Here is a 22,650-nt window from a genome sequence, read left to right on the forward strand (position 1 = left end):
GGCTGGCATCCGAGCTTGTCACCCGCTTGACGTCGGGTTGCGACGGTTCGTCAGAATGCAGCCTGCCTAGAACCCGGCGCGCGTCAGGGTGTACCCAGCCATTTGCAACTGATTCAGCAAACCGAAATTGTCTGCCAGGTGTCCGGCACCGACAGCAATAACTGCTGTTTGGTCCTGAAGCGACAGAATGGTGCGCATCCAGTTGTCGTTGCGCTGTGACAGCAACCGGTCTTCGAAATCTTGCCATTCGGTGGCGAACTCCTCGGGCGTCAATCCCGACGCTTCGAGCCCCTGAATTTTGGCGAGTTGGATGATCTCGGCGTGCTTTTCCTCGAGATAGGCATTGGCCATCGTGATCAGTTGATCGTCCCCGGCCTGCAATGCGCCCGCAAGCCGGACCAGAGACTGCACCTGATCCTCAAGCGGGTGACTGTCAAACAGCGTGATCAGTTCCTCAATGCTTTCCAGCGAGTATCGGGGAATGTCGTGAGTCTGGGCCAGTTCGGACAGGCGCGCATCCATACCGTGGTCGAAATCCGGTGTATCCATCAGGCACGGGGGAATGCCCAGCATCATGCTTAGAAACCAGGGGCGCAGTTTGGCGGCCATCCAGCCAGGGATGCCGCGTTCAGCCAGAGTCGCCGAGAGCGTGGCCCAGTCCTCGTCAGGCATAAGGTCGATCAGGGTCGGGCCCGAAGTGATCATCACGGGGCTGAAATCCTTTGCCAGATCGCGCTCGAACGCCTTCATCTCTTCCTTGGTGATCTCGAAATAGAAAGCATCGGCCTGCGACAGGGCAGGTGCCAGCCTTTCGACGACGTCGCCCATCCTCTCGTCATTGGTGTGAAGGGTGCCAATCAGGTGCAGAACCGTATTACCCTTGCGCGCGATCCAGTGGTTGCCTTCAGGGAAAACAACGTCGGCGACGGCGTCATTCAGGGCAGCCCGCTGATCTGCAGTCATATCCTGCCGAAGATCGCGCCCTTCACAGGCCGCGTGTGCCGAAATCGGCAAGAGCAGGAAGAAAAGCAGGCAGAGAAGGCGCATGGGTCGGCTTTCGCTATGGTAAAGATCAACTCAATGAAAGTGATAACCTTGCGGGTTTGGCGCAGGCAAGGCGGCAATTTCCTCATACGGCGGCTGGCAATCCGCTTCAATCTGCCTAGCATGGCGGCATGAACCGCGAGCAGGACCTCTACCCCCCGATCAAAGCGCTGTTGGAGCGTCAGGGTTATACCGTCAAAGGTGAAGTTGGCGCGGCCGATATCGTCGCTATACGAGAAGGCGAAGAACCTGTGATCGTCGAATTGAAGCTCAGGTTCACGCTTTCGCTTTTTCATCAGGCGGTCGCCCGCTTGAAAGTGACCGATCAGGTTTACATTGGGGTCTGCAAACCCAAGGGCCGGTCTGCGCGCCGCGCCTTGCGGGACAATCTGGCCATGTGTCGGCGACTGGGGCTGGGCCTGATCACGGTCAGACCTGATGGCCGCGTGGAGGTCCAGTGTGACCCCGGGCCCTATGCGCCGCGCAAGAACAAAGCCAAGACCGCACGTCTGTTGCGCGAGTTTGACAGGCTGGAAGGCGACCCCAATGCCGGGGGTGCGACGCGGCATGGGATCGTGACGGCCTACAGGCAGGACGCGCTGAAATGTGCGGCGCATCTGGCCGAATGCGGTGCCTGCAAAGGCGCGGACGTAGCCAGGGCCACCGGCGTGCCTGCGGCCACACGATTGATGCGGGAAAATCACTATGGGTGGTTCGATAAAGTTGAAAAGGGTGTCTATGCGCTGTCTGACACAGGCTCGGAAGGGTTGAAGCACTGGGCCTATAGCTGGGAACAGGGCGACTGAACGGGAATGCCAAAAAATCCATCACTTCTTGTTGACTCGGGGGTTTGGACTCCCTAGCTATGCGTCGTTATCACTCACACACCCCGAGTGCTAACGCCTCGTCGGATGGCGAGGGGAGGATAAACAAACTTTGAGCCCAAGGAGCTGCAAAGATGGCATTGAAACCGCTACATGACCGTGTGCTGGTCCGTCGCGTCGAAAGCGAAGAAAAAACCGCAGGCGGCCTGATCATTCCTGATAGCGCAAAAGAAAAGCCCAGCGAAGGCGAAGTCGTCGCAACCGGCGAAGGCGCACGCAAGGACAGCGGCGAACTGATCGCAATGGCTGTAAAAGCTGGCGACAAGATTCTGTTCGGCAAATGGTCGGGCACCGAGGTTCAGGTCAACGGCGAAGAGCTGTTGATGATGAAAGAAAGCGACATCATGGGGATCATCGAGTAAGCCCGCGCGCTTTCTCTGATCTTCATTCCAATACATTTTCTCAAGGAGAAACGACATGGCTGCTAAGGACGTCAAGTTCGACACCGATGCCCGCAACCGTATGCTGTCCGGTGTGAACATCCTGGCCGACGCGGTAAAAGTGACCCTGGGCCCCAAAGGCCGCAACGTGGTTCTGGACAAATCCTTCGGCGCGCCGCGCATCACCAAAGACGGTGTTTCGGTTGCCAAGGAAATCGAACTGGAAGACAAGTTCGAAAACATGGGCGCGCAGATGGTGAAAGAAGTCGCCAGCCGCACCAATGACGAAGCCGGTGACGGCACCACCACAGCAACCGTTCTGGCTCAGTCCATCGTAAAAGAAGGTCTGAAGCAGGTTGCAGCTGGTCTGAACCCGATGGACCTGAAGCGCGGCATCGACCTGGCAACTGCCAAGGTTGTTGAAGGCATCAAGGCAGCATCGCGCGAAGTCAAAGACTCAGCAGAAGTTGCGCAGGTTGGCACCATTTCGGCCAACGGCGAAGCTGAAATCGGCAGCCAGATCGCAGACGCGATGCAGAAGGTTGGCAACGAAGGCGTTATCACCGTCGAAGAAAACAAAGGTCTGGAAACCGAGACCGATGTTGTCGAAGGTATGCAGTTCGACCGTGGCTACCTGTCGCCTTACTTCGTCACCAACGCAGACAAGATGATTGCAGAGCTCGACGACTGCATGATCCTGCTGCACGAAAAGAAACTGTCCTCGCTGCAGCCGATGGTTCCGCTGCTGGAGCAGGTGATCCAGTCGCAAAAGCCGCTGCTGATCATTGCTGAGGACGTTGAAGGCGAAGCGCTGGCCACCCTCGTGGTCAACAAACTGCGCGGCGGCCTGAAAATCGCAGCTGTCAAAGCACCGGGCTTCGGCGATCGCCGCAAAGCCATGCTGCAGGACATCGCAATCCTGACCGGCGGTCAGGTAATCAGCGAAGATCTGGGCATGAAGCTTGAGTCCGTCACCATGGACATGCTGGGCACCGCCAAGAAGATCGAAATCACCAAAGACGAAACCACCATCGTCGACGGTGCTGGCGAGAAAGCCGAGATCGAAGCACGTGTTGCCCAGATCCGCACTCAGATCGAAGAAACCTCGTCGGACTACGACCGTGAGAAGCTGCAAGAGCGCGTTGCCAAACTGGCAGGCGGTGTTGCCGTAATCCGCGTCGGCGGCATGACCGAAGTTGAAGTGAAAGAGCGTAAGGACCGTGTGGACGATGCTCTGAACGCGACCCGCGCTGCTGTGCAAGAAGGCGTAGTTGTGGGCGGCGGTGTAGCTCTGGTTCAGGCCGGTAAAGCACTGGAAGCACTGGAAGGTGCAAACGCTGACCAGAACGCAGGTATCAACATCGTTCGTAAAGCAATCGAAGCGCCGCTGCGCCAGATCGCAGAGAACGCAGGTGTTGACGGTGCAGTTGTGGCGGGCAAGGTCCGTGAATCGGCTGACGCTGCATTCGGCTTCAACGCGCAGACCGAAGAATATGGCGACATGTTCTCGTTTGGTGTGATCGACCCGGCCAAAGTTGTCCGTACCGCTCTGGAAGATGCGGCATCGGTTGCTGGCCTGCTGGTCACCACCGAAGCCATGGTTGCCGACAAGCCCGCCAAAGAAGGCGCGGCACCTGCCGGCGGCATGCCCGACATGGGCGGCATGGGCGGCATGATGTAAGCACGTCGAATTCGCCCAGGCGAATTCTGACGACCCCGATAGGCGCTTGGCCTGTACGCCAGGCTGCCTCAAGGGGCCGCTCAGAGAAATGAGAACGGGGTCGCCTTCGGGCGGCCCCGTTTCGTTTGGACCGTTTCGCGTGGAATGCCTGCTGCGCGGCCATGCCTCCGGCGGGAGTATTTTTGAAAAGATGAAGTTCTGGTCGGATCTGCCTTCGGGAAAGTGAGTGTGCAAACGAAGCTGAAACGGCTATGCGGTTGATATGCGACTGTTTCTGCTCACCGCTTTGACCATGTGCGCCTTTGCGGCGAATTCCATCCTGAACCGGTTGGCGATCGACGGTGGTTTCAGCGACCCTGCCGCGTTTGCCGTCGTACGTGTGCTGTCCGGCGGGCTGGTGCTGTCTGTTTTGGTCCTTTGGAAGGGCGGGCGGCTGCCCTTGCGCAGCCAGCGACGGTTTTGGGGCGCGGGGTCGCTGTCGCTGTATATGATAGGTTTTTCGCTGGCCTATTTGACCCTGGACGCCGGGCTTGGTGCGTTGATCCTGTTCGGCGTTGTTCAGGTCACTATGTTTGCAACCACAGCAGTAACGGGCACGCCGCCCGCGCCCCGGCAAGTGCTGGGTGCAGCTATCGCGTTGGCCGGGCTTGCCTATGTGCTTTGGCCAGCCGGAGACGTTAATGTAGACGCCACAGGCGCGCTGTTGATGACATCTGCAGGGGTCGGTTGGGCGATCTATTCGCTGGTCGGGCGGTCCGAGCCGGATGCTCTTTCAGGCACGGCTGCAAACTTTGTCGTCGCGCTGCCGATTACGGCTCTGGTCATGCTCTTCTCGGGGGCGATCTGGCAAATGACGGGACCGGGCTATGCTTTGGCGATCCTGTCCGGTGCGGTGACGTCCGGACTGGGTTATGCGCTTTGGTATCGTGTTCTGCCGCAGCTTTCCCCCACGGCGGCGGCCGTCGTGCAACTGAGTGTGCCAATTATCGCCATCGTTGCCGGTGTGCTGTTGCTGAGCGAACAAGCGTCTTTCAGCCTGCTTTTCGGCGCGGCCCTCGTTCTGGGCGGTATTGCGCTGGCAGTGGTGCGCATTCCAGGCCGCTAGGGGTTTTCTCGCCCCGAATTAGTCCTTAACTAGCGCGCATGAAGTACGGTCTTGCCTTAGTCCTGTGCCTGATCCCGTTTGTGGCCAACGCGAAATGCGTTGTCTTGCTGCATGGTTTGGCGCGGACCGAGGCATCATTTTCGGTGATGGAGCAGCTCTTCAAGGCCCACGACTATACTGTCGTGCGACCCGGATACCCGTCGACCGATCTGCCGATCGATCAATTGGCCGAACAGACCCTGCCGGGCGCGCTTGCAAGCTGCGGCGAAGACAAGGCGAACATCGTTGCGCATTCGATGGGCGGCATTCTGTTGCGGTATTGGTTGCAAGATAACCACCCGGAAAACCTGGGCCGTGTCGTCATGCTGGGGCCGCCCAATCAGGGCAGCCAATTGGTTGATGAGCTCGGCGATTGGGAGGTTTTCGGGCTCTTGCACGGTCCCGCTGGTCTGGCCCTTGGAACAGGACCCGAAGGCGTTCCGAGAAGCCTGCCGCCGGTCGATTTCGAGCTTGGCGTGATTGCGGGCGAGAACTCATTGAATCCGTTGTTTTCGTCCCTGATCGATGGGACGGATGATGGCAAGGTTTCTGTCGAAACGACCAAAGTCGAGGGTATGACTGATCACATCGTTCTGCCCGTGACACATACGTTCATGATGAACAATCCGCGCGTCATGGCGCAGGCGCTCCATTTCATCGAATTCGGCCGTTTTGATCCTCAGATCACCTGGTTGGATGGGGTTACGGATATCATTGACGAAATCTGTATCGGGCAGAATTGCGATGCCCCTGAATCGGAATCCACAAGATGACATCACTGAACCTGACCTTTTCGGGTGCAGAGGTCCTGTTGCCCAACGATGGGGTGATGCAGGCCGACCTCAGCATTGGCGACGGCGTGGTACAACCCGAGCCTGTGGGACGGCGGATAGACCTGACCGGCTACCTGATCCTGCCGGGTATCGTCGACCTGCATGGGGACGGGTTCGAACGTCATATTGCTCCTCGTCGCGGGGCCATGAAGCAGATGGCCGAAGGTATTCTGTCGGTCGAGGCTGAACTGGCGGCAAACGGAATAACAACAGCCGTACTGGCGCAGTTTCACAGTTGGGAAGGGGGCGTGCGCGGACCGGAGTTTGCGGCGCAGGTGTTTGATGGCATTGCTGCGGTCAGAAGCAGTGTGGTGACCGATCTGATCCCGCAATTGCGGTTCGAGACCCATATGTTGGACGACTATGCCGATCTGCCAGACCGGATCGCAGAATGGCAGGTGCCCTATGTCGTCTTCAATGATCACTTACCGCATGATCGCTTGTCGCAAGGGCGCACCCCGCCTCGCCTGACCGGGCAGGCGCTAAAGGCCGGACGCAGTCCCGAAAGTCACCTTCAGATGCTGCGAACCATGCATGATCGAAGCGCCGAAGTTCCGGCAGCACTTGATGCGCTTTGCGCGACATTGGCGCGCCGTGGGATCCGTATGGGTAGCCATGATGATGGCACGGCTGAAACGCGTGACAGGTGGCGCATTCGGGGCGCTAAGATTTCCGAGTTTCCTGAAACGCTTGCTGCGGCCGAGGCTGCGCGCGCTGCCGGAGATCACGTTATCCTGGGCTCACCAAACGTGGTGCGCGGTGGATCGCACAAAGGGAATGTCAGTGCATTGGACCTGATCACGATGGGCCTGTGTGATGCGCTGGCATCCGATTACCACTATCCCAGCCCGCGCCGCGCCGCTTTGATGCTGGCCAAAACCGGTCTGCTGGATCTGGCTGCGGCGTGGGACTTGGTATCCTCGGGGCCTGCCCGAGTGCTTGGCCTGATGGATCGCGGAACCCTGTCGCCCGGAAAACGCGCCGATCTTGTCATTCTCGATGCGGCCACCCATCGCGTTGCGCTTACGATGGCTGCGGGCCGGATCAGCTATCTCAATGGCGCAATCGCTGACCGGCTAGTGGGCTGATCCACTGTTCATCTGACCTAGCAACTCTCTGCCGGTGGAATCGCGCTGCAGGCGCGATTTCCCTTATCGAACGATACGATTGAAATGAGCCATCTTGCGGCCGGGCTTGACCTCGGCCTTGCCGTAAAGATGCAGGGCAACATCGCGCTCCCGGGCCAATTCTGGAACCCGGTCCATGTCCGCGCCGATCAGGTTCTCCATCACCACGTCCGAATGCCTTTGGCCATCGCCCAAAGGCCAGCCCGCAACGGCACGGATATGTTGCTCGAATTGATCAACGGCACAGCCATTCTGTGTCCAGTGTCCCGAATTGTGCACGCGCGGCGCGATCTCGTTCACGATCAAACCCTCGCGCGTCACAAACAGTTCAACGCCCATGACGCCGACATAGTCCAGCGCGTTCAGAATGTTGGCCGCCAACAGAACGGCGTCGGTTCGTTGCGCCGGCGCAAGACGGGCCGGGACGGTTGTGGTGTGCAGAATACCATCGCGATGAACGTTTTCGCCCGGATCGAAACAGGCCACCTGTCCATCCAGCCCACGGGCGGCGATGACCGACACTTCGTGAGAGAAGTCGACAAACCCTTCCAGGATGGACGGCGCCCCAGCCATCTCGGCAAGTGCGTTATCGGCATCTTCGGGGGCTTTCAGGCGGGCCTGGCCCTTGCCATCATATCCAAACCGACGCGTCTTGAGGATCGCGGGTGCGCCGATCTGCGCAATTGCCGCGTGCAGGCTGTTCAGGTCGGTTATGTCGGCGAACTGGGCGGTTTTCAGGCCGAGACCCTGCAAAAACGTCTTTTCTGTCAGACGATCCTGGCTGACGCGCAATGCTTCACGGCCTGGACGGATCGGGCCGTGTGCCTCCAGAAGATCAAGTGCTGCGGTGGGGATGTTTTCGAATTCATAGGTGATGACATCGACCGACCCGGCAAAACGTTTCAGCGCATCGGTATCGTCATAAGGGGCAGTGGTTACGCGATCAGCCACTTGCCCGGCAGGCGGGTTCGCGCCCGGTTCATAGATGTGGGTTACAAACCCAAGCCGGGATGCGGCGACCGACAGCATGCGGCCCAGCTGACCGCCACCAAGAATCCCGATCGTCGCACCAGGGGCGAGCATATCCGCCATCATCCATTCTCCAAACGTTTACCAATTTCCGTGAGCGCCGTGCGCAATGCATTATGGGCACCCTTGTCGCGCAGGGTGTCGGTCATTTGCAGGCTCAGAGTGCCTTCGGTCGCAAGCGCATCACGCTCTTGCGCCAGACGCCCGGCACCGTCTTTTTCCATTGCCGCCAGAAAGCCCGAGATCAATTGAGCGGTGTAGAATTCGGAACTGTCCGGGTCACCGGTTTGCTCGGCCAGCCAGTTTGCCCCGGTGGCCATCAGGTCCAGAAGGCCCGGCACCATGGCGCAGATCGCAAAATGTGCGTTCAGCGCGGCTTCGTCGGCGACTTTGACGACCGGGTTTTCGGGTTCGAAAAGATCAGCCAGCAACCTGTCATTGCCGTAGGCCGCCAACGGACACCCCCCGGTTTGCAGAAAGCCCAGCGGGATCGTCTGCACAAAGTCCGTAGCGGGCGCACACAGTTTCCCAAGTTGCGCGGACGTGACCGCCGCCATCACGGATACGATCCGCTGATCGGGCTGGAAGGTCAGCGGGGCCAGAACCTCGGCCGCAATCTGCGGGCGTAGGCACAAAATGACGATGTCAGAGGCATTGACCACCTCTTGCGGGTCCGCAACGTCAGCGCCCAGTTCGGCCTGCAACTGGGCGGACACCTGATGGTTTCGCCTCGACACGGTGATGTCATGGCCCTTGGCGGCCATCAATCGCGCAATTGGGGCAGCGATATGCCCGGTTCCAAGAAAGCCTATTCGGCTCATCCCTCAGGTTCCTCGGGGATCGAGGCAGACAATGCGTTACGCCATGCATCCAACCGTGCCGCCAAATCGTCATCCTGAAGGGCCAGGATCCCTGCCGCCATCAGGCCCGCATTCGCCCCGCCAGCTGAACCTATGGCCATGGTTGCGACCGGGAAGCCCTTTGGCATCTGCACGATCGAATACAGGGAATCGACGCCAGACAGGGCGCGGGTCTGAACCGGAACTCCGATCACTGGCACCCGCGTTTTCGAGGCCATCATACCCGGCAGATGCGCGGCCCCACCGGCCCCGGCAATAATCACCTGCAATCCACGCGAAACGGCGGTTTTTCCGTAGTCCCAAAGCCGGTCGGGTGTGCGGTGGGCAGAGACGATCCGTTTTTCGTAGGCAACGCCCAGATCGTCCAGAATATCTGCGGCTTCTTTCATGGTTGGCCAATCCGACTGGCTGCCCATGATGATCCCGACCTTGACCTCGCCCATACGCCTGTCCTCTGCCGCTTGAAAGAGCGCGCACTATAGCCAAATCCGTCTTTGTGGCAATGCGTCAGGCGATGATATCCGGGGTCAGACGGTCTTCGATCTGGCGGATGATGTCCTTGAGGCGCAGTTTCTGCTTTTTCAGCCGTTTGATCGTCAATTGATCCGAGGTTCCCTTGGCCTGCAACGCCTCGATGGCTTCGTCCAGATCACGGTGCTGGCGACGAAAAACCTCTAACTCGACCCGCAAAACTTCGTCGGTTTTCATTGAAAGGTCGGTAGGGGCATTCATGGGCGACTCATGGCTTAGGCTAGGAATTGCACACAAGATAGTGTGTTGCGGTGAATCGGGCCAGACCTTGTGGACAGCCACATTTCGTCCCATATTCTATGATACGCGGTTGCCGATACGGGACCGCACCCCACGTCGCTTTACAATCAAGGACGAAAATACGTGTCGAAACTTACCTTAGGCTCATACCCGCATCTTTTGGGGTTCGAGCAACTGGAGCGCCTTCTGGAGCGGTCTGCCAAGGCCGGGAATGAAGGGTATCCGCCCTATAACATCGAACAGACCTCGGATTTTTCCTATCGCATCACCCTGGCCGTGGCCGGGTTTGCAGAAGAGGACCTGTCGATCACCATCGAGGATCGCCAATTGGTGATCCGGGGCCGTCAGCGCGACGACAGCGAAGGGCGCATCTTCCTGCATCGCGGCATCGCAGCGCGGCAATTCCAGCGCATGTTCGTGCTGGCTGATGGTGTCGAGGTGGGAGAGGCGATCATGGAGAACGGCCTGCTGCACGTGGATCTGACCCGCGCGGTGCCGGAAACAGTGGTCCAGACAATCAACATAAGAAAGGGGTAAGAGCTATGAATACACCGATTGAAATCAACACCGAAGGTGATCGCATCGTCTATGTCAAAACGGTGCATGTAGCCGATCTGCCGCGTGACCTGCGCGAGCAAGCAGGCGATCTGGATCAGCTTTATGCCGTTCACGACGCCGACGGGCAGCAACTGGCGCTTGTGGCGGACCGCAAGTTGGCCTTTGTTCTGGCGCGCGAACATGATCTTTCACCGGTCGCCGTGCATTGATCCCGCAGTTAACCCGGTCAAAATCCTGGAATTGACGTGACAACCCCGTTTGCCCGCGCGAAAGTCGGGACCTGCTGGTGTGCGACACCCTAAATTGTGACGACAGCGGAGCCGCAGCGATGAGCTGGTTTGATTTTGACTGGGTGGATGCCTTCACAGATCGCGCGTTTGGAGGGAACGGATGCGCCGTCGTACACGGCGCAGCGCATCTGACGGACGATGTGTGCATGTCTTTTGTTCGCGAGACCTCTTTGGTCGAATGCACGTTTACCGGTCCGTCCAAGGTTGCCGATGTTCGCGTTCGCTATTTTCTGGCCAGCCGTGAAATCCCTTTTGCCGGGCATCCAACGATTGCCACCGTTGCAGCGATGCAGTCCCGGGGCCTGTTCTCGGGGGACAGTCTGACGCTGGAAACCGGCGCGGGGCTGGTTTCGATCCATCTGAACGGCGATGACATCGAAATGACGCAAGTTGCGCCCGAGTTCGGCGTGCATGTCCCGACGGAACTGGTCGCTGCTGCAATCAGCCTGCCTGCGGATGCAATAGTTTCACCGCCGCAAATGGTATCGACGGGTTTGCCGTTCTGCGTCACGGTTCTGCGCGATCATGACGCCCTTCGCGCGGCCCGTTTGGCGGTAGAACCATTGCAGGACATGGTGCGCGCCGCAGGTTACTCGGGCTCGGATATGGCCGAGCCGTTTCTGGTGACGCTGAAGGGTGCGACCGAAGCAGGCGATACGTTCTCGCGCTTGTTGCTGGCCCCACCGAGCCCGCCTGAGGACCCGTTTACCGGTTCGGCAACAGGGGCAATGGCGGCCTATCTGTGGCGTCACGGATTGATGCATAAGGACAGTTTCGTGGCCGAGCAGGGTCACGACATGGGACGACCCGGGCAAGCGACAGTTACACGGGTCGGACCGTCGGATGCGATCACTGGCGTCAAGGTCGCTGGGCGTGGTTTTGTTCTGATGCGTGGTCAGACTGACCTGCCGGACTAGGATTTCGGCACCATCCAATCCAGCTGTTTGATCGGGTTCTGCCGTGGATCAACGCCGTGCCGATGGCAAAGTCGATCCAGGTAAGACCCGCGCAGCGGCAGGCCCGACTTGGTATTTGCCAGCCATTTTTTCTGATGGCCGTAGAAATGAACGGAATAAGATTCCGGAGTTTCGATCTCTGACAATTGCACCTTTGGGTCGTGTAATCTCCACAGTTCTTCGGGCGGTAAAGGATAAAAGGCGCTGTGCGGCTGTGCCAAAGCGCATTCACCCGTTTGTTCCAAAAAATGCCCAAGCGCCTTGGGGCCTGAGCACCCCCAGGGCAGGGCTTCGATCCCCCAGCGCTCGCCGCTTTCCTGACGCGCAGCGTTGGCGCGATGCAAACGCTTTCCCCGCCACGGCTGTGTCGGATTTGCGCTGGTCACAAACTCCAGCAGGTGCGCCAGCGCGGGCGAATCCGCAGGCAGACGCAGAACACCGTTTGGATAGGTGCCCGACCTCTCGCGCCCAAAAACATGGACAGCGTCAAACGCAAAGGGCCGCAGGCAGTAGGCATCCAGATCGACCCAGATGAAATCGGTCTTTTGGCAAAGGCGCAGGCGGAACAGATCCGAAAACACCGCCACGCGATGGCGATCGTTACCCTTCAGGTCAAACGCGGGAGGCCACGATATATCAGATGCCGGGCGACGCTCGACGCCCTTCGGGATGCCGTCCACCGGATGCGCGGTATAGAGGACAAAGTGATGCCCGTGATCCAGATAGGACCGGATGCAGAGGATTTCGAACCAGGACAGGTCCGATCCGTACCAGAAACTGGCAATTGTCGGCAGGGCATTTGTCATTTCCCGAACCTACTGAAACGTCGGCTCAAAACCAGCGTGTTCTGTCCGAGCTTCTCAACGTGAACAAACCCCAGCAACATGCAGGGGCTTGTTCACGTAAATTCGGGGGCGCGCTTATCCGGCGATCAGCCCCATGCTCTCCAGCTTCAACAGAACCTGATGGGCGCAGTTGTCGACTTCGACATTTTCGGTCTCGACCCGCAGTTCCGGATCCAAGGGCACATCATAGGGGTCGGAAATGCCGGTAAATTCCTTGATCTTCCCTTCGCGCGCCAGTTTGTACAGGCCCTTGCGGTCGCGACGCTCGCATTCCTCGATGCTGGTCGAGACATGGACCTCGCAAAAGGCACCGAATTGCTCGATCTCTTCCCGTACGGCGCGGCGGGTCGTCTCGTAGGGTGCGATCGGCGCACAAATGGCGATGCCGCCGTTCTTTGTGATTTCGGACGCCACATAGCCGATACGGCGGATGTTCAGATCGCGATGCTCTTTCGAGAAGCCGAGTTCGGATGACAGGTTCTTACGAACGATATCGCCATCCAGAAGGGTCACGGGGCGGTCGCCTGTCTCCATCAGTTTGACCATAAGCGCATTGGCGATGGTTGACTTGCCCGAGCCGGAGAAGCCTGTGAAGAACACGGTGAAGCCCTGTTTCGAACGCGGTGGGAACCGGTTGCGCAGTTCCTGAACCACTTCGGGGAACGAGAACCATTCGGGGATCTCCAGCCCCTCGCGCAGACGGCGGCGCAGTTCGGTGCCCGAGATGTTCAGGATCGTGACATTGTCCTTGTCTTTGATCTCGTCGTTGGGCTCGTACTGGGCGCGTTCCTGTACATAGACCATATGTTTGAAGTCGACCATTTCGACGCCGATTTCGTCCTGGTATTTGCGGAACAGGTCCTGCGCGTCATACGGGCCGTAGAAATCCTCGCCAGCCGAGTTCTTGCCCGGGCCCGCATGGTCGCGGCCCACGATGAAATGGGTGCAGCCGTGGTTGGCGCGGATCAACCCGTGCCAGACCGCCTCGCGCGGGCCAGCCATGCGCATCGCCAGGTTCAGCAGCGACATCGAGGTGGTCGAGGCCGGATATTTGTCCAACACCGCCTCATAGCAGCGCACGCGGGTAAAGTGATCGACATCGCCCGGCTTGGTCATACCCACGACCGGATGGATCAGCAGGTTGGCCTGTGCCTCTTTTGCGGCGCGGAAGGTCAGTTCCTGATGCGCGCGGTGCAGCGGATTGCGCGTCTGGAACGCCACGATGCGCCGCCAGCCCAGCTTGCGGAAATAAGCGCGCAATTCGTTCGGCGTATCGCGGCGGGCGCGGAAGTCATAGTGGACGGGCTGTTGAATGCCGGTCACCGGGCCACCCAGATAGACCTTGCCCGCGACGTTGTGCAGGTAGTTGACCGCCGGGTGGGCCTGATCGTCCGCACCAAAGACCTTCTCTGCCTCTTTCGTCTTGTCCGGTGTCCAGCGGTCGGTGACGGTCATGGTGCCCAGAATGACACCCTCCAGGTCGCGCAATGCGATGTCCTGCCCCAACTCGACCTGTTCGGCGAATTCTTCGCTAACGTCCAGCGTGATGGGCATGGGCCAGAGAGTGCCGTCGGCCAGCCGCAGGTTTTCGACGACGTTGTCATAATCGGCTTGGGTCAGAAAACCCTTCAAGGGGTTGAAACCGCCGTTCATCAGCAGTTCCAGATCACAGATCTGCCGCGGGCTCAGGTCCCAGCTGGTCAGGTCCGCGGCTTCGGCCTTGAGCTTTTGGGCCGAGTCATAAGACACGTAAAGTTCGGGGATTGGGGCCAAGTTGGCTAGCATCGTCATCGGAATACTCTTGTCGGCGTGGTCGGACGCGTTTTTCAGGGCTTTCGACGAAGGATGTGCCCCGGTCGTGCGGCAATGTCCAGAGAGGCCCGGCAACAAAGGAGGATATGCACAGGTTTCACCGGGATTGGAAGAAATTCCTAACTTCCATTCTCAAGCGAGGCAAACGTTCCTGTTCATCAATCTGTAACCATCATCATCAGGCAATCTGTTCTGCAGGGTTCATCCGCGATTCAACCTCTGCCGCGCGCTCGACAGGCAGGGCGGGGACCGGGGCTGACACGCCGCGCAGACTGAAATCTCGTAGCTCACCGGGCTCGGTGATGATCCCGGCCGTTGTCAAAACCGCCTGCGAAACCAGCAGTTCGATACCCAAGGCCTTTGTCTCTGCCTCCAGTCTGCTGGCGACGTTGACCGCGTCCCCGATGATGGTGCGGGGGGCGTGCTTGGCGGCCCCGATCTCACCAAGAACCAAATCACCCAGATGTAGGCCCATGCCGATGCGGATCGGTGGACTGCCTTCGGCTTCCAGCTGTTGGTTGAACCTGTCCAGCGCATGGCCGACCCCTGCCGCAGCATGCAGCCCAGCCAGCGCCGAACTGGCGGCATCGCGGGTTTCGAACATCGCCAGCAGACCGTCGCCCATGTATTTGTCGACCGTCCCACCCTGTGCCGTGATTGCCGGAACGATCGCGTCAAAGAAACGGTTCAGAAGGAAAACGACGTCATAGGGCAATTGTCCGGTTGTCCGCGCGGTGAAGCCGCGCATATCAAGAAACAGCACCGCCAGTTGTCGCTCCTGCCCCTGGCTTGCATGCGCCCGGTCGCGTCCGCCATCCGGACGGAAAACGCGAAAGACCGTTACCGGGTTCGTCGGTCGCACCTGGCAGGCCAGCCGCGTTCCATCGGGGGCGCCAACGGCGGCCAAGCTGCGGGCCTCGACCTCACCGGGCGCGGGCAGCTGGTCAGCCCCGTTCTCGACAACAACGCGGCAGGTTGTGCAGCGGCCCTTGCCGCCGCAAAGCGCGGTATGAGGGATGCCGTTCGCCTGCGACATCTCAAGCAGCGTCATTCCCTTTTCCGAGACGACCTCGGGGCCGTCTACGTAACGGACCCGAACCGAATGCCGCCTGCGCCATAGCTTACGGCCCAAATAGACACACGCGGTCAGCGCAAGGGCTGTCCAGAACACTGTCTTCGCGGTATCGGTGACGCTGAAAAGGGCCTGAAACTCTTCTGAGGAAGGCCAGTTGTAGTGCTCGATATACTGCTCACGCAGGAACGGGTCCGCGAAGTCTGCCCACAGTCGCCGCCCTTCGGTCAGTGCACCTGCCAGCGCAAAACCCGGAACAAAAACCGCGCATCCTATCAGATAGGGAACCGCTGCGCGCCACCAGCTGGTCAGGCGCAGCCACATATGAAGCCCGATGCAGCCATGTACCCAGACCAACAGGACAAGCAGGCTTTGCATCCATATTGCCGTGCTGGGCCACATCAGGATGATGATGTACCCCATCTCGTCATTGACGCCATAGATCTCATGCGCATAGCGCGTCTGCACAATATGCGCGATCAGCTGTATCGGGATCAGCAGGCCAAGAACGGCTTGCAACGCCATGCTGAACGGCATGCGCAGCGTGCGGCGCTGGGCCAGCGAATACAGCGCCAGCCCTGCATGGGTGAGCAATGCGATGTAAAGGATCAAGCTTATCAGATTGTGGCGCGTGATGAATTTGCGGCCATCCTGCATCCCGTGCAGCAGGTCGGTGTGAAACAGGCCCAGACCGATATTGATGAAATGGAAAAAGGCAAAGACGAACAGTATCAGGCCGCTGGCGATCCTAAGCCGTTGCACCCATCCGCCGCGCCAAAGAGCACTTTCCAAAAGCTTACCCGTCTTTCGTCTTGCCTCAATTGATTCTGATACGCCATTGCCCGGCGGTCAAGACAAGTGCGTTCAACAATGCGGGTCCCACAACTGGGCCTCACCCCTCGGAACGATCAGATCAGGCGGTGCGTGAAACAGCACAAGATGGCTGAGATCCGGGCGAGAGCGTGAGCTGTAGCGCAACCCGTCGACCCCTGTGCTGCGGGCCAGATCGGAAAATTTCCAGGTTGGGGAAGGGTGCCCTTTGGCGCGGGTGTCCTGCCAGATCGCTGACACCTCGGGGCGGTTGCGAAAGTCCATCAACCGCGCCTCCGAAATGTCGAACTTCTGAATGACACGCAAAGGGTCTTCTGAAGACACATAACGCCGGATGGCGATTCCGGCCCCTACGGCGCTGAGCGAGGCATAGAGCGCGAACTGACCGGTGTGATGGAACCGGCCTTCGGGCGCACGGGCAGGGGCCAGCGGCGCACCTGATCGGGACTGCAACAGAATTCTCCAGACCGGGCCGGAGAATTCCGTGATCATGTCAGTCGTTCTCCGCCAGAAAACGCTCGGCATCCAGCGCGGCCATGCAGCCCATGCCGGCGCTGGTCACGGCCTGACGGTAAATGTGGTCGGTCAGGTCACCGGCGGCGAACACGCCCGGCACTGAGGTCTCTGTCGAGCCCGGTTTGGTCACCACATAACCACCCAAATGGGTTTCCAGCGTGTCCTTGACCAGTTCGTTCGCGGGCGCGTGGCCAATTGCAACAAAGACACCCTTGCACGGGATCTCGGTGATCTCGCCGGTTTTGACGTTTTTGACACGGACGCCTTCGACACCCAGCGGCGCGTCGGTGCCGATGACTTCGTCAAGCTCGTGGAACCAGAGCGGTTCGATCTTCTCGTGTTTCAGCAGGCGGTCCTGAAGGATTTTCTCGGCCCGCAGCTCGTCGCGGCGGTGGATCAGGGTGACCTTGCTGGCAAAGTTCGTCAGGAACAGGGCTTCTTCCACGGCAGTATTGCCGCCACCGATCACGACGATTTCCTGTCCGCGATAGAAGAACCCGTCGCAGGTTGCACAGGCTGAGACGCCAAAGCCCTTGAACTTTTCTTCCGACGGAAGGCCCAGCCATTTTGCCCGTGCGCCGGTCGCCAGAATCGCGGCGTCGGCGGTGTAAACCGTGCCGCTGTCGCCTTTGGCGGTGAAAGGACGCTTGCTGAGGTCCAGATCGTTGATGATGTCGCCGATCACTTCGCAGCCCATGGCCTTGGCGTGATCCTGCATTCGCACCATCAGGTCGGGCCCTTGCACTTCGGTGTCGCCGGGCCAGTTTTCGACCTCGGTCGTGGTGGTCAGCTGCCCACCGGGTTCGATGCCCTGCACCAGAATGGGATTCAGCATAGCGCGGCTGGCATAGACGCCCGCAGTGTATCCGGCCGGTCCCGATCCGATGATCAGAACCTTTGTGTGTCGTGTTTCGGCCATGGTGCCCCCAATTCAAATCATCTGCAGCGGGCGTTCAGCCCTTCGCGGTTGGATATAGCGACGGCGACAGGGCGCTTAAACCCCTTTTGGCGCATGTATCGGACTTGCGTTGCTGTCATGGCGCGGTCGGCAAAAATGTGATCTGAATGCAGAATGTTGCGTCAGCGCGAAAGATTATTGCGCATCAGCAGGGCGCTGATATAAGAACCGAAAAAATCAGGAGTCATCGATGGTCACGACCCGGCTGGATGAGATCGACCGCAAGATTCTGGCGGAATTGCAGGCCGATGGCCGCATGACGAATGTCGAACTGGCAAAACGCGTGGGAATCTCGGCCCCTCCGTGCCTGCGCCGGGTTAGAACGCTTGAGGACGCGGGCTATATCCGGGGCTATCACGCCGACGTAAACGCGCGCGAACTGGGGTTCGAGGTTCAGGTCTTTGCCATGGTCGGCCTGGAAAGCCAGGCCGAATCGGAACTCAGCGCTTTTGAGGAACGCTGCCGCGAATGGCCTTTGGTTCGCGAATGCCACATGTTGAACGGCGAAGTGGACTTCATCCTGAAATGCGTCGCGCCCGACCTAAGCAGTTTTCAGCAGTTTCTGACCGGCGAATTGCTGACCACACCGAATGTGGCCAGCGTCAAAACATCGCTTGTCATCCGAGGCGCAAAAGACGAGCCAGGCGTACCATTTGACGTGCTGGAAGACCGGATGAACCGGACGGCCTGACGGCCAACCGCGTTTCGTTTGCGTTGATTGGTGGAAGAATCGCAACCACCGTCAGGTAAGCTGCCCAACCTAATAAAATCTGCATCATGCCCCCAACATTCGCAGTACCATTTAACACTTACACGTCACAGATTAAGCAGTGATCGCGTCGATCTCGCCATCTCCGGCGCGCGGCATCAACAGCGGGCCAAAATCACTCAGCGATTCTATATGGTAAAATAGATTGAGATAGACAGAACGCAAGGACTGGCTGATCAACCGAACTGCATTTGTGCCTGGGTGATAGGTTTCGAACTGCAACCCGTCCACGCGAATCACGGAATGTTTGCGCAGGCAGATGTGAAACAGCTCAACCGGCGTAGGTGGCAGGGTCTCGATCACGCCCATTCCATCCTGAAATTCGGAAACCGGGGTCAGCATCTGCTGGCCTCCATAGAGGTGACGCAGATGCGCGGGCGTGCCAAGCAGCCGTGCCGCCGGACCGGTGATGACACCGGACATCGGTTTCTGCATCCCGAAGGTGTCCGCCATGATGCGGGTCAGAGGGCGCATGCGACCGCGCGAATCCTCGCGCCCTGGAACAAGGGTAACCGATCCTTTCCAAAGGACTGTTTCGGATGATCCGTCCTGGGTCAGCACCTGGTCGCCGGGCAGCAGGTCTTCGATGGCCATCGGCCCCTGCGCTGTCTCCACCAAAGACCCGCGCGTGAAGGCGCAAAAGGCGTCTTCGAACATTGGCAGGGCCGGCGCGATATGGCGCGTTTGCGAGACATCGCCGTTTTTCAGCAATGTGCTGACCTCATAGCGCCGCAGCTGCGCCTTTTTTTGTGTCGCTGGTCGCGGAGCTTCGCGCAGCAGAGTAGATGTCTCAACAGCGTTTCTGGCCGCGCGGGCCAGTGAATTTGGAATAGTCATGTATTCCGTCCCCTTTTAGTCTCCGTACCGACGGGGTGAACCCCCGTGCATTCCCGTCAGACGGTCTTGTTCTTTGCCTTTCAGATACAGGGCAGACGCAGGACGGAATTCGCACAGATTCCGCGCCGCGAAAGAAATTTAATTGTTTTGGTCAACTGTATGACCCCCCAGACAAACTCGTAACCACAGGCAACAACGCCTGCACACACACTCCTGAAACATGCGGCGCAAACCCATCTGCGACGCAACGCACCAGACCGGAGCCTGTCTGATACGCATAGTGCCCGTTGGAACCGGCAGCTTGGTTCCGTTGGGGTTCGTTAGTCAGTGCCGGTCAGCCAAACGGCGCGCGACTCTGACGGAATGACTTGAAACCCGCTTCCATGGCATCTCAGGTTCATGGGCCTGTACAGCCGCAACAATCGCGTTCAAAAAGCGTGATTTCGACTTCATTTCTGGTCCTGCTCTGTTTTGGGGCTGACGCCCTGGTTCCCGTTACATATTCAAATCTGACGACGCTTTGCGGCGCGGATAAGGCTGATCCGGGATGAATTGAGGACAAAATGAAGGTTTCGCGTACTCCTCTGGTTAACCTGATCAGGACAGAGCGGCTGAGGGCCGCAACCACACCCTGATTACTGGTAAAAACTGAAACGATTCTGAGTCTGATAAACACAAAAATTGTGGCGGAAAGGTGGCAATACTGCCTTATTTCAGCCCAAGATCAGAGTCTTATGGCCGAGATCATGCGTCCGTAGTCCGCCTCTTTTGCATGGGTCGCCCTGCGGTAGGAAAAGAACCTGTCCGGGTCCGAATAAGTGCAGTGACGGGTCCATTCGGACTGTCCGACACCTGCCGCGCGTAAACGGTGCAGGCCAAAGGCGGGCAGGTCGAATTGCAGTCGATCATCCTGTCCATTCGCAAAAAATCGCGCGTTTTCGGGAGAGTCCGCCAGAAATTCATCCATGAATTCGGGCCCGACCTCATAGGCGCGCTGCGAGATTGACGGGCCGATCACGGCACAGGTCTTGCTGCGGCTTGCGCCCAGTGCTTCCATCGCCTCGAGCGTTGCCTCGAGAACACCGTCCAGTGCGCCGCGCCACCCAGCATGGGCTGCCCCGATCACTTTTGCGTCAGGGTCGGCAAACAAGACCGGCTGGCAATCGGCAGTCAGGATCGTCAGGGCAAGCCCGGGCGTCGCCGTGACCACTGCGTCTGCCTTTGGCTTATCGCCGTCCACCGGGCCCTCGACAGTCAGAACGGTCGGAGAATGCACCTGATGTACGCCGACAAGTGCCTCGGGCGTCAGCTCCATCGCTTCGGCCACGCGGCGGCGGTTCACCGCGACAGCTTCGGTCAGATCAGATGAACCATGGCCGCAGTTCAGCCCTGAGAATATTCCGGAAGAGGCGCCGCCACGCCGAGTAAAGAAACCATGTTTGACTGGGGACAACAGATCCGAGGTCAGAATTTCCAGAGTCATGGTTCAAGTCCCGGTGGTGGTGCGCCGTGGGCCGGGTACAGCCCCAGCACCTTGAACAGGTTTCCCATTTCCTGTGGATGCGTCAACCTTCGATGTGCGGCAATCAATGTATCCAATGCCTGACCGCCCAAAGACGCGGCTAGGCTTTGCGCGCGCGCGGTGATTCCCAACCGCTCGAGAAACACGCCCTGCGGGGTGAGGCGGGTGCAGGCGCATCCGGCTGATTGCGCCGCGCTGAACAGCGGTTCGAAATCCACATGCGCCGTCAGATCAGCCTGTCCGGGCGCGTTCAGCGGATCGGTCCGTTCGTGGGATCGCAGCGCTTGAAGCGTATCCCCCAACGAGCGCCAATCGCCGTAATCAATGATCAACGCCGTACCGCCATGTCGGGAAATGCGTTCTGCTATTTCGGACACAATCGGAATTGCGGCGGCGCAAAGTTCGACCAGATCGCCCTCTTGCGTGTCGGTGAGCCTGTCTTTCAGGGCGGGCTGCGGCATCGCTGCGCCGCGGCCAAAGCGAAGCTGCGCGCCTTGCGTACCGATCAACCGTTCGCACCAACCGTCGCCGTCCCGCAGGAACTGCCGGATGGGTAGGGCGTCGAAGAACTCGTTCGCGATCAGGAACAGCGGCAGCCGGGGCAGATCCGTGATCGTATCAATCCAATTGGGGTCATGGGGCTGCAACGTGTCAGCCTGGATTGCGCGCAGGACCGGGGACGCCTCTAGCAGCACGATCTGGGCTGCGGCGTGAAACCCCTTAACCTGCCGCGTGGCGCGCAGGATATCTGCCATCAAGGTGCCGCGACCCGGACCCAGCTCCGCCAGAACGAATGAGACCGGGCTTCCCTGATCCATCCAACTTTGCGCAAGGCTCAGTCCGATCAGTTCACCGAACATCTGGCTTATCTCGGGCGCGGTGACAAAATCCCCGCGCGCACCCAGCGGATCTCGGGTCGAGTAATACCCCAGTTCCGGGTGCAGCAGGCATTCGGTCATGTAATCCGCCACTGTCATCGGACCCGCCTCGGCAATCCGGGCCATCAGCAGGTCCTTGAGGGTCATGTCGCCCGCCGGGTGCGCAGCACGAACCACAGGCCGAGTGCGATCATCGGCAGCGACAGCAACTGCCCCATCGTCAGCCCGTAGCCGCCAACATGCCACGCCAGACCCAGTGGATTGCCCGGGGCAACAAACTGGGCGTCCGGCTGGCGGACAAATTCGACAACGAACCGTGACGCGCCGTAGCCCGCCAGAAATACGCCCATGATCAGGCCCGGCTTGCGAAACGCGCCCCAACGGTAGGCCAGCCAAAGCAGCAGCGCGCCCAGCAGCAGCCCTTCCAGCACGGCCTCGTAAAGCTGCGAAGGGTGGCGGGCACACATGCCTGCGACCACACCGAGACAATCTTGTGCGGCAGCGCCGGGAAAGATGACGGCCCAGGGCAATTCACTGGGTCGACCCCAGAGCTCGGCATTGGTGAAATTCGCCAGACGACCCAAAAACAGACCGGGTGGGACGGTATGTGCCACCAGATCGCCCAGCGATAGAACAGATATACTGTGCCGACGCGCATAAAGATATGTGGCTATGATGACACCCAGCAAACCGCCGTGAAACGCCATGCCGCCCTGCCAGACCTTCACGATTTCAAGAGGATGAGCAAGGTAATAGCCGGGCTGATAAAACAGCACAAAGCCCAGCCGCCCACCAAGGATCACGCCAAGAATGATCCAGGTCACCAGATCCTCCAGCCGTTCAGGTTGCATTGGCGCGGTTTCACTTGGCCAGAGGCGCGGGCGTCGCAACGCCGCAACCGCCATACGCCACGCGATCAGAATGCCGGCGATATAGGCCAGCGCGTACCAACGTAGCGCAAGCTCGAATCCGAAGACGGGAATCGAGAAAACGTCTGGTGACAAATCGGGGAAGTTCAGAACAGCCTGCATGTGCGTCTCATTGCCCGGGGAG

24 protein-coding genes are annotated in these 22,650 nt (G+C 59.2%); 10 read left to right on the plus strand and 14 right to left on the minus strand.

All coding sequences use genetic code 11. The annotated features are described in order from the left end of the window. Nucleotides 1-66: 66 nt before the first annotated feature. Complete coding sequence (locus tag ACR0JA_RS08100) at nt 67-1,047, minus strand: TraB/GumN family protein (protein WP_480572589.1); 981 nt, start codon at nt 1,045-1,047, stop codon at nt 67-69. 128 nt (nt 1,048-1,175) lie between these two features. Here ACR0JA_RS08100 and ACR0JA_RS08105 point away from each other — a divergent pair, with 128 nt between their 5' ends. From ACR0JA_RS08105 to ACR0JA_RS08130, 6 genes are all read left to right on the plus strand, one after another. Further along, nucleotides 1,176-1,850: a DUF2161 domain-containing phosphodiesterase gene (locus ACR0JA_RS08105; protein WP_480572591.1), complete on the plus strand. Its 675-nt coding sequence runs from the start codon at nt 1,176-1,178 to the stop codon at nt 1,848-1,850. Between the two features lie 152 nt (nt 1,851-2,002). After that, entirely contained in the window at nt 2,003-2,290 is a 288-nt protein-coding gene (gene groES / locus ACR0JA_RS08110) for a co-chaperone GroES (protein ID WP_010441779.1), read from the plus strand. 55 nt (nt 2,291-2,345) lie between these two features. Then, nucleotides 2,346-3,989, plus strand: a complete 1,644-nt coding sequence (groL, locus tag ACR0JA_RS08115; RefSeq protein ID WP_480572593.1) for a chaperonin GroEL — start codon at nt 2,346-2,348, stop codon at nt 3,987-3,989. A 262-nt stretch (nt 3,990-4,251) separates the two neighbouring features. Then, nucleotides 4,252-5,094, plus strand: coding sequence for a DMT family transporter (locus ACR0JA_RS08120; protein ID WP_480572595.1), 843 nt, complete (start codon nt 4,252-4,254; stop codon nt 5,092-5,094). A 38-nt stretch (nt 5,095-5,132) separates the two neighbouring features. Next, on the plus strand, nt 5,133-5,906 hold the full coding sequence (locus tag ACR0JA_RS08125; protein WP_480572597.1) for an esterase/lipase family protein: 774 nt from the start codon (nt 5,133-5,135) through the stop codon (nt 5,904-5,906). After that, complete coding sequence (locus ACR0JA_RS08130; protein WP_480572599.1) at nt 5,903-7,054, plus strand: alpha-D-ribose 1-methylphosphonate 5-triphosphate diphosphatase; 1,152 nt, start codon at nt 5,903-5,905, stop codon at nt 7,052-7,054. The genes ACR0JA_RS08125 and ACR0JA_RS08130 overlap by 4 nt, the downstream gene beginning before the upstream one ends. 63 nt (nt 7,055-7,117) lie before the next feature. Here ACR0JA_RS08130 and ACR0JA_RS08135 read toward each other — a convergent pair whose 3' ends face one another. The 4 genes from ACR0JA_RS08135 to ACR0JA_RS08150 all read right to left on the minus strand — a co-directional run bounded on the left by ACR0JA_RS08135 (nt 7,118) and on the right by ACR0JA_RS08150 (nt 9,714). Beyond that, nucleotides 7,118-8,185: a 5-(carboxyamino)imidazole ribonucleotide synthase gene (locus ACR0JA_RS08135; RefSeq protein ID WP_480572601.1), complete on the minus strand. Its 1,068-nt coding sequence runs from the start codon at nt 8,183-8,185 to the stop codon at nt 7,118-7,120. Beyond that, nucleotides 8,185-8,943 (minus strand): NAD(P)-binding domain-containing protein, encoded by a 759-nt coding sequence (locus ACR0JA_RS08140; RefSeq protein ID WP_480572603.1) that lies wholly within the window; start codon nt 8,941-8,943, stop codon nt 8,185-8,187. The genes ACR0JA_RS08135 and ACR0JA_RS08140 overlap by 1 nt, the downstream gene beginning before the upstream one ends. Then, nucleotides 8,940-9,425 carry a 5-(carboxyamino)imidazole ribonucleotide mutase gene (gene purE, locus ACR0JA_RS08145; protein ID WP_480572605.1) on the minus strand — a complete coding sequence of 162 codons (486 nt, stop codon included), beginning with the start codon at nt 9,423-9,425 and terminating at the stop codon, nt 8,940-8,942. The genes ACR0JA_RS08140 and purE overlap by 4 nt, the downstream gene beginning before the upstream one ends. A 64-nt stretch (nt 9,426-9,489) precedes the next feature. Next, on the minus strand, nt 9,490-9,714 hold the full coding sequence (locus tag ACR0JA_RS08150; RefSeq protein WP_480572607.1) for a YdcH family protein: 225 nt from the start codon (nt 9,712-9,714) through the stop codon (nt 9,490-9,492). Nucleotides 9,715-9,876: 162 nt separating this feature from the next. Between ACR0JA_RS08150 and ACR0JA_RS08155 the strand changes: the two genes are divergently transcribed. From ACR0JA_RS08155 to ACR0JA_RS08165, 3 genes are all read left to right on the plus strand, one after another. Then, nucleotides 9,877-10,290, plus strand: coding sequence for an Hsp20 family protein (locus ACR0JA_RS08155; RefSeq protein ID WP_058275530.1), 414 nt, complete (start codon nt 9,877-9,879; stop codon nt 10,288-10,290). A gap of 5 nt (nt 10,291-10,295) precedes the next feature. Next, complete coding sequence (locus tag ACR0JA_RS08160; RefSeq protein WP_480572609.1) at nt 10,296-10,520, plus strand: DUF1150 family protein; 225 nt, start codon at nt 10,296-10,298, stop codon at nt 10,518-10,520. A 119-nt stretch (nt 10,521-10,639) separates the two neighbouring features. Then, entirely contained in the window at nt 10,640-11,518 is an 879-nt protein-coding gene (locus ACR0JA_RS08165) for a PhzF family phenazine biosynthesis protein (RefSeq protein ID WP_480572611.1), read from the plus strand. Here ACR0JA_RS08165 and ACR0JA_RS08170 read toward each other — a convergent pair. From ACR0JA_RS08170 to trxB, 5 genes are all read right to left on the minus strand, one after another. Continuing rightward, the gene (locus ACR0JA_RS08170; protein WP_480572613.1) at nt 11,515-12,363 is read right to left on the minus strand and encodes a hypothetical protein; all 849 of its coding nucleotides are present in this window, start codon (nt 12,361-12,363) and stop codon (nt 11,515-11,517) included. The two genes, ACR0JA_RS08165 and ACR0JA_RS08170, sit on opposite strands and share 4 nt — an antisense overlap. 114 nt (nt 12,364-12,477) lie before the next feature. Next, complete coding sequence (locus ACR0JA_RS08175; protein ID WP_480572615.1) at nt 12,478-14,193, minus strand: bifunctional sulfate adenylyltransferase/adenylylsulfate kinase; 1,716 nt, start codon at nt 14,191-14,193, stop codon at nt 12,478-12,480. A gap of 199 nt (nt 14,194-14,392) precedes the next feature. Continuing rightward, nucleotides 14,393-16,078 carry an adenylate/guanylate cyclase domain-containing protein gene (locus ACR0JA_RS08180; protein ID WP_480572617.1) on the minus strand — a complete coding sequence of 562 codons (1,686 nt, stop codon included), beginning with the start codon at nt 16,076-16,078 and terminating at the stop codon, nt 14,393-14,395. Between the two features lie 72 nt (nt 16,079-16,150). Further along, nucleotides 16,151-16,609 carry an RES family NAD+ phosphorylase gene (locus ACR0JA_RS08185; protein WP_480572619.1) on the minus strand — a complete coding sequence of 153 codons (459 nt, stop codon included), beginning with the start codon at nt 16,607-16,609 and terminating at the stop codon, nt 16,151-16,153. Nucleotide 16,610: 1 nt separating this feature from the next. Continuing rightward, nucleotides 16,611-17,552, minus strand: a complete 942-nt coding sequence (gene trxB, locus ACR0JA_RS08190; RefSeq protein WP_480572621.1) for a thioredoxin-disulfide reductase — start codon at nt 17,550-17,552, stop codon at nt 16,611-16,613. A 229-nt stretch (nt 17,553-17,781) separates the two neighbouring features. On the opposite strand from trxB, the gene ACR0JA_RS08195 reads away from it, so the two are divergent. Then, on the plus strand, nt 17,782-18,282 hold the full coding sequence (locus ACR0JA_RS08195) for an Lrp/AsnC family transcriptional regulator (RefSeq protein WP_480572623.1): 501 nt from the start codon (nt 17,782-17,784) through the stop codon (nt 18,280-18,282). A gap of 132 nt (nt 18,283-18,414) precedes the next feature. On the opposite strand, the gene ACR0JA_RS08200 is transcribed toward ACR0JA_RS08195, so the two are convergent. From ACR0JA_RS08200 to lgt, 4 genes are all read right to left on the minus strand, one after another. After that, nucleotides 18,415-19,197 (minus strand): Hint domain-containing protein, encoded by a 783-nt coding sequence (locus ACR0JA_RS08200; RefSeq protein ID WP_480572625.1) that lies wholly within the window; start codon nt 19,195-19,197, stop codon nt 18,415-18,417. A 724-nt stretch (nt 19,198-19,921) separates the two neighbouring features. Continuing rightward, a complete protein-coding gene (gene pgeF, locus ACR0JA_RS08205) occupies nt 19,922-20,680 on the minus strand; it encodes a peptidoglycan editing factor PgeF (protein ID WP_480572627.1) in 759 nt (252 codons plus the stop codon). Beyond that, on the minus strand, nt 20,677-21,744 hold the full coding sequence (locus ACR0JA_RS08210) for a class I SAM-dependent methyltransferase (protein WP_480572629.1): 1,068 nt from the start codon (nt 21,742-21,744) through the stop codon (nt 20,677-20,679). The genes pgeF and ACR0JA_RS08210 overlap by 4 nt, the downstream gene beginning before the upstream one ends. Further along, a complete protein-coding gene (gene lgt, locus ACR0JA_RS08215) occupies nt 21,741-22,628 on the minus strand; it encodes a prolipoprotein diacylglyceryl transferase (protein WP_480572631.1) in 888 nt (295 codons plus the stop codon). Before lgt ends, ACR0JA_RS08210 begins: the two co-directional genes overlap by 4 nt. Between the last annotated feature and the right edge of the window lie 22 nt (nt 22,629-22,650).

The sequence above is a fragment of the Ruegeria sp. AM4 genome, from assembly GCF_056540665.1.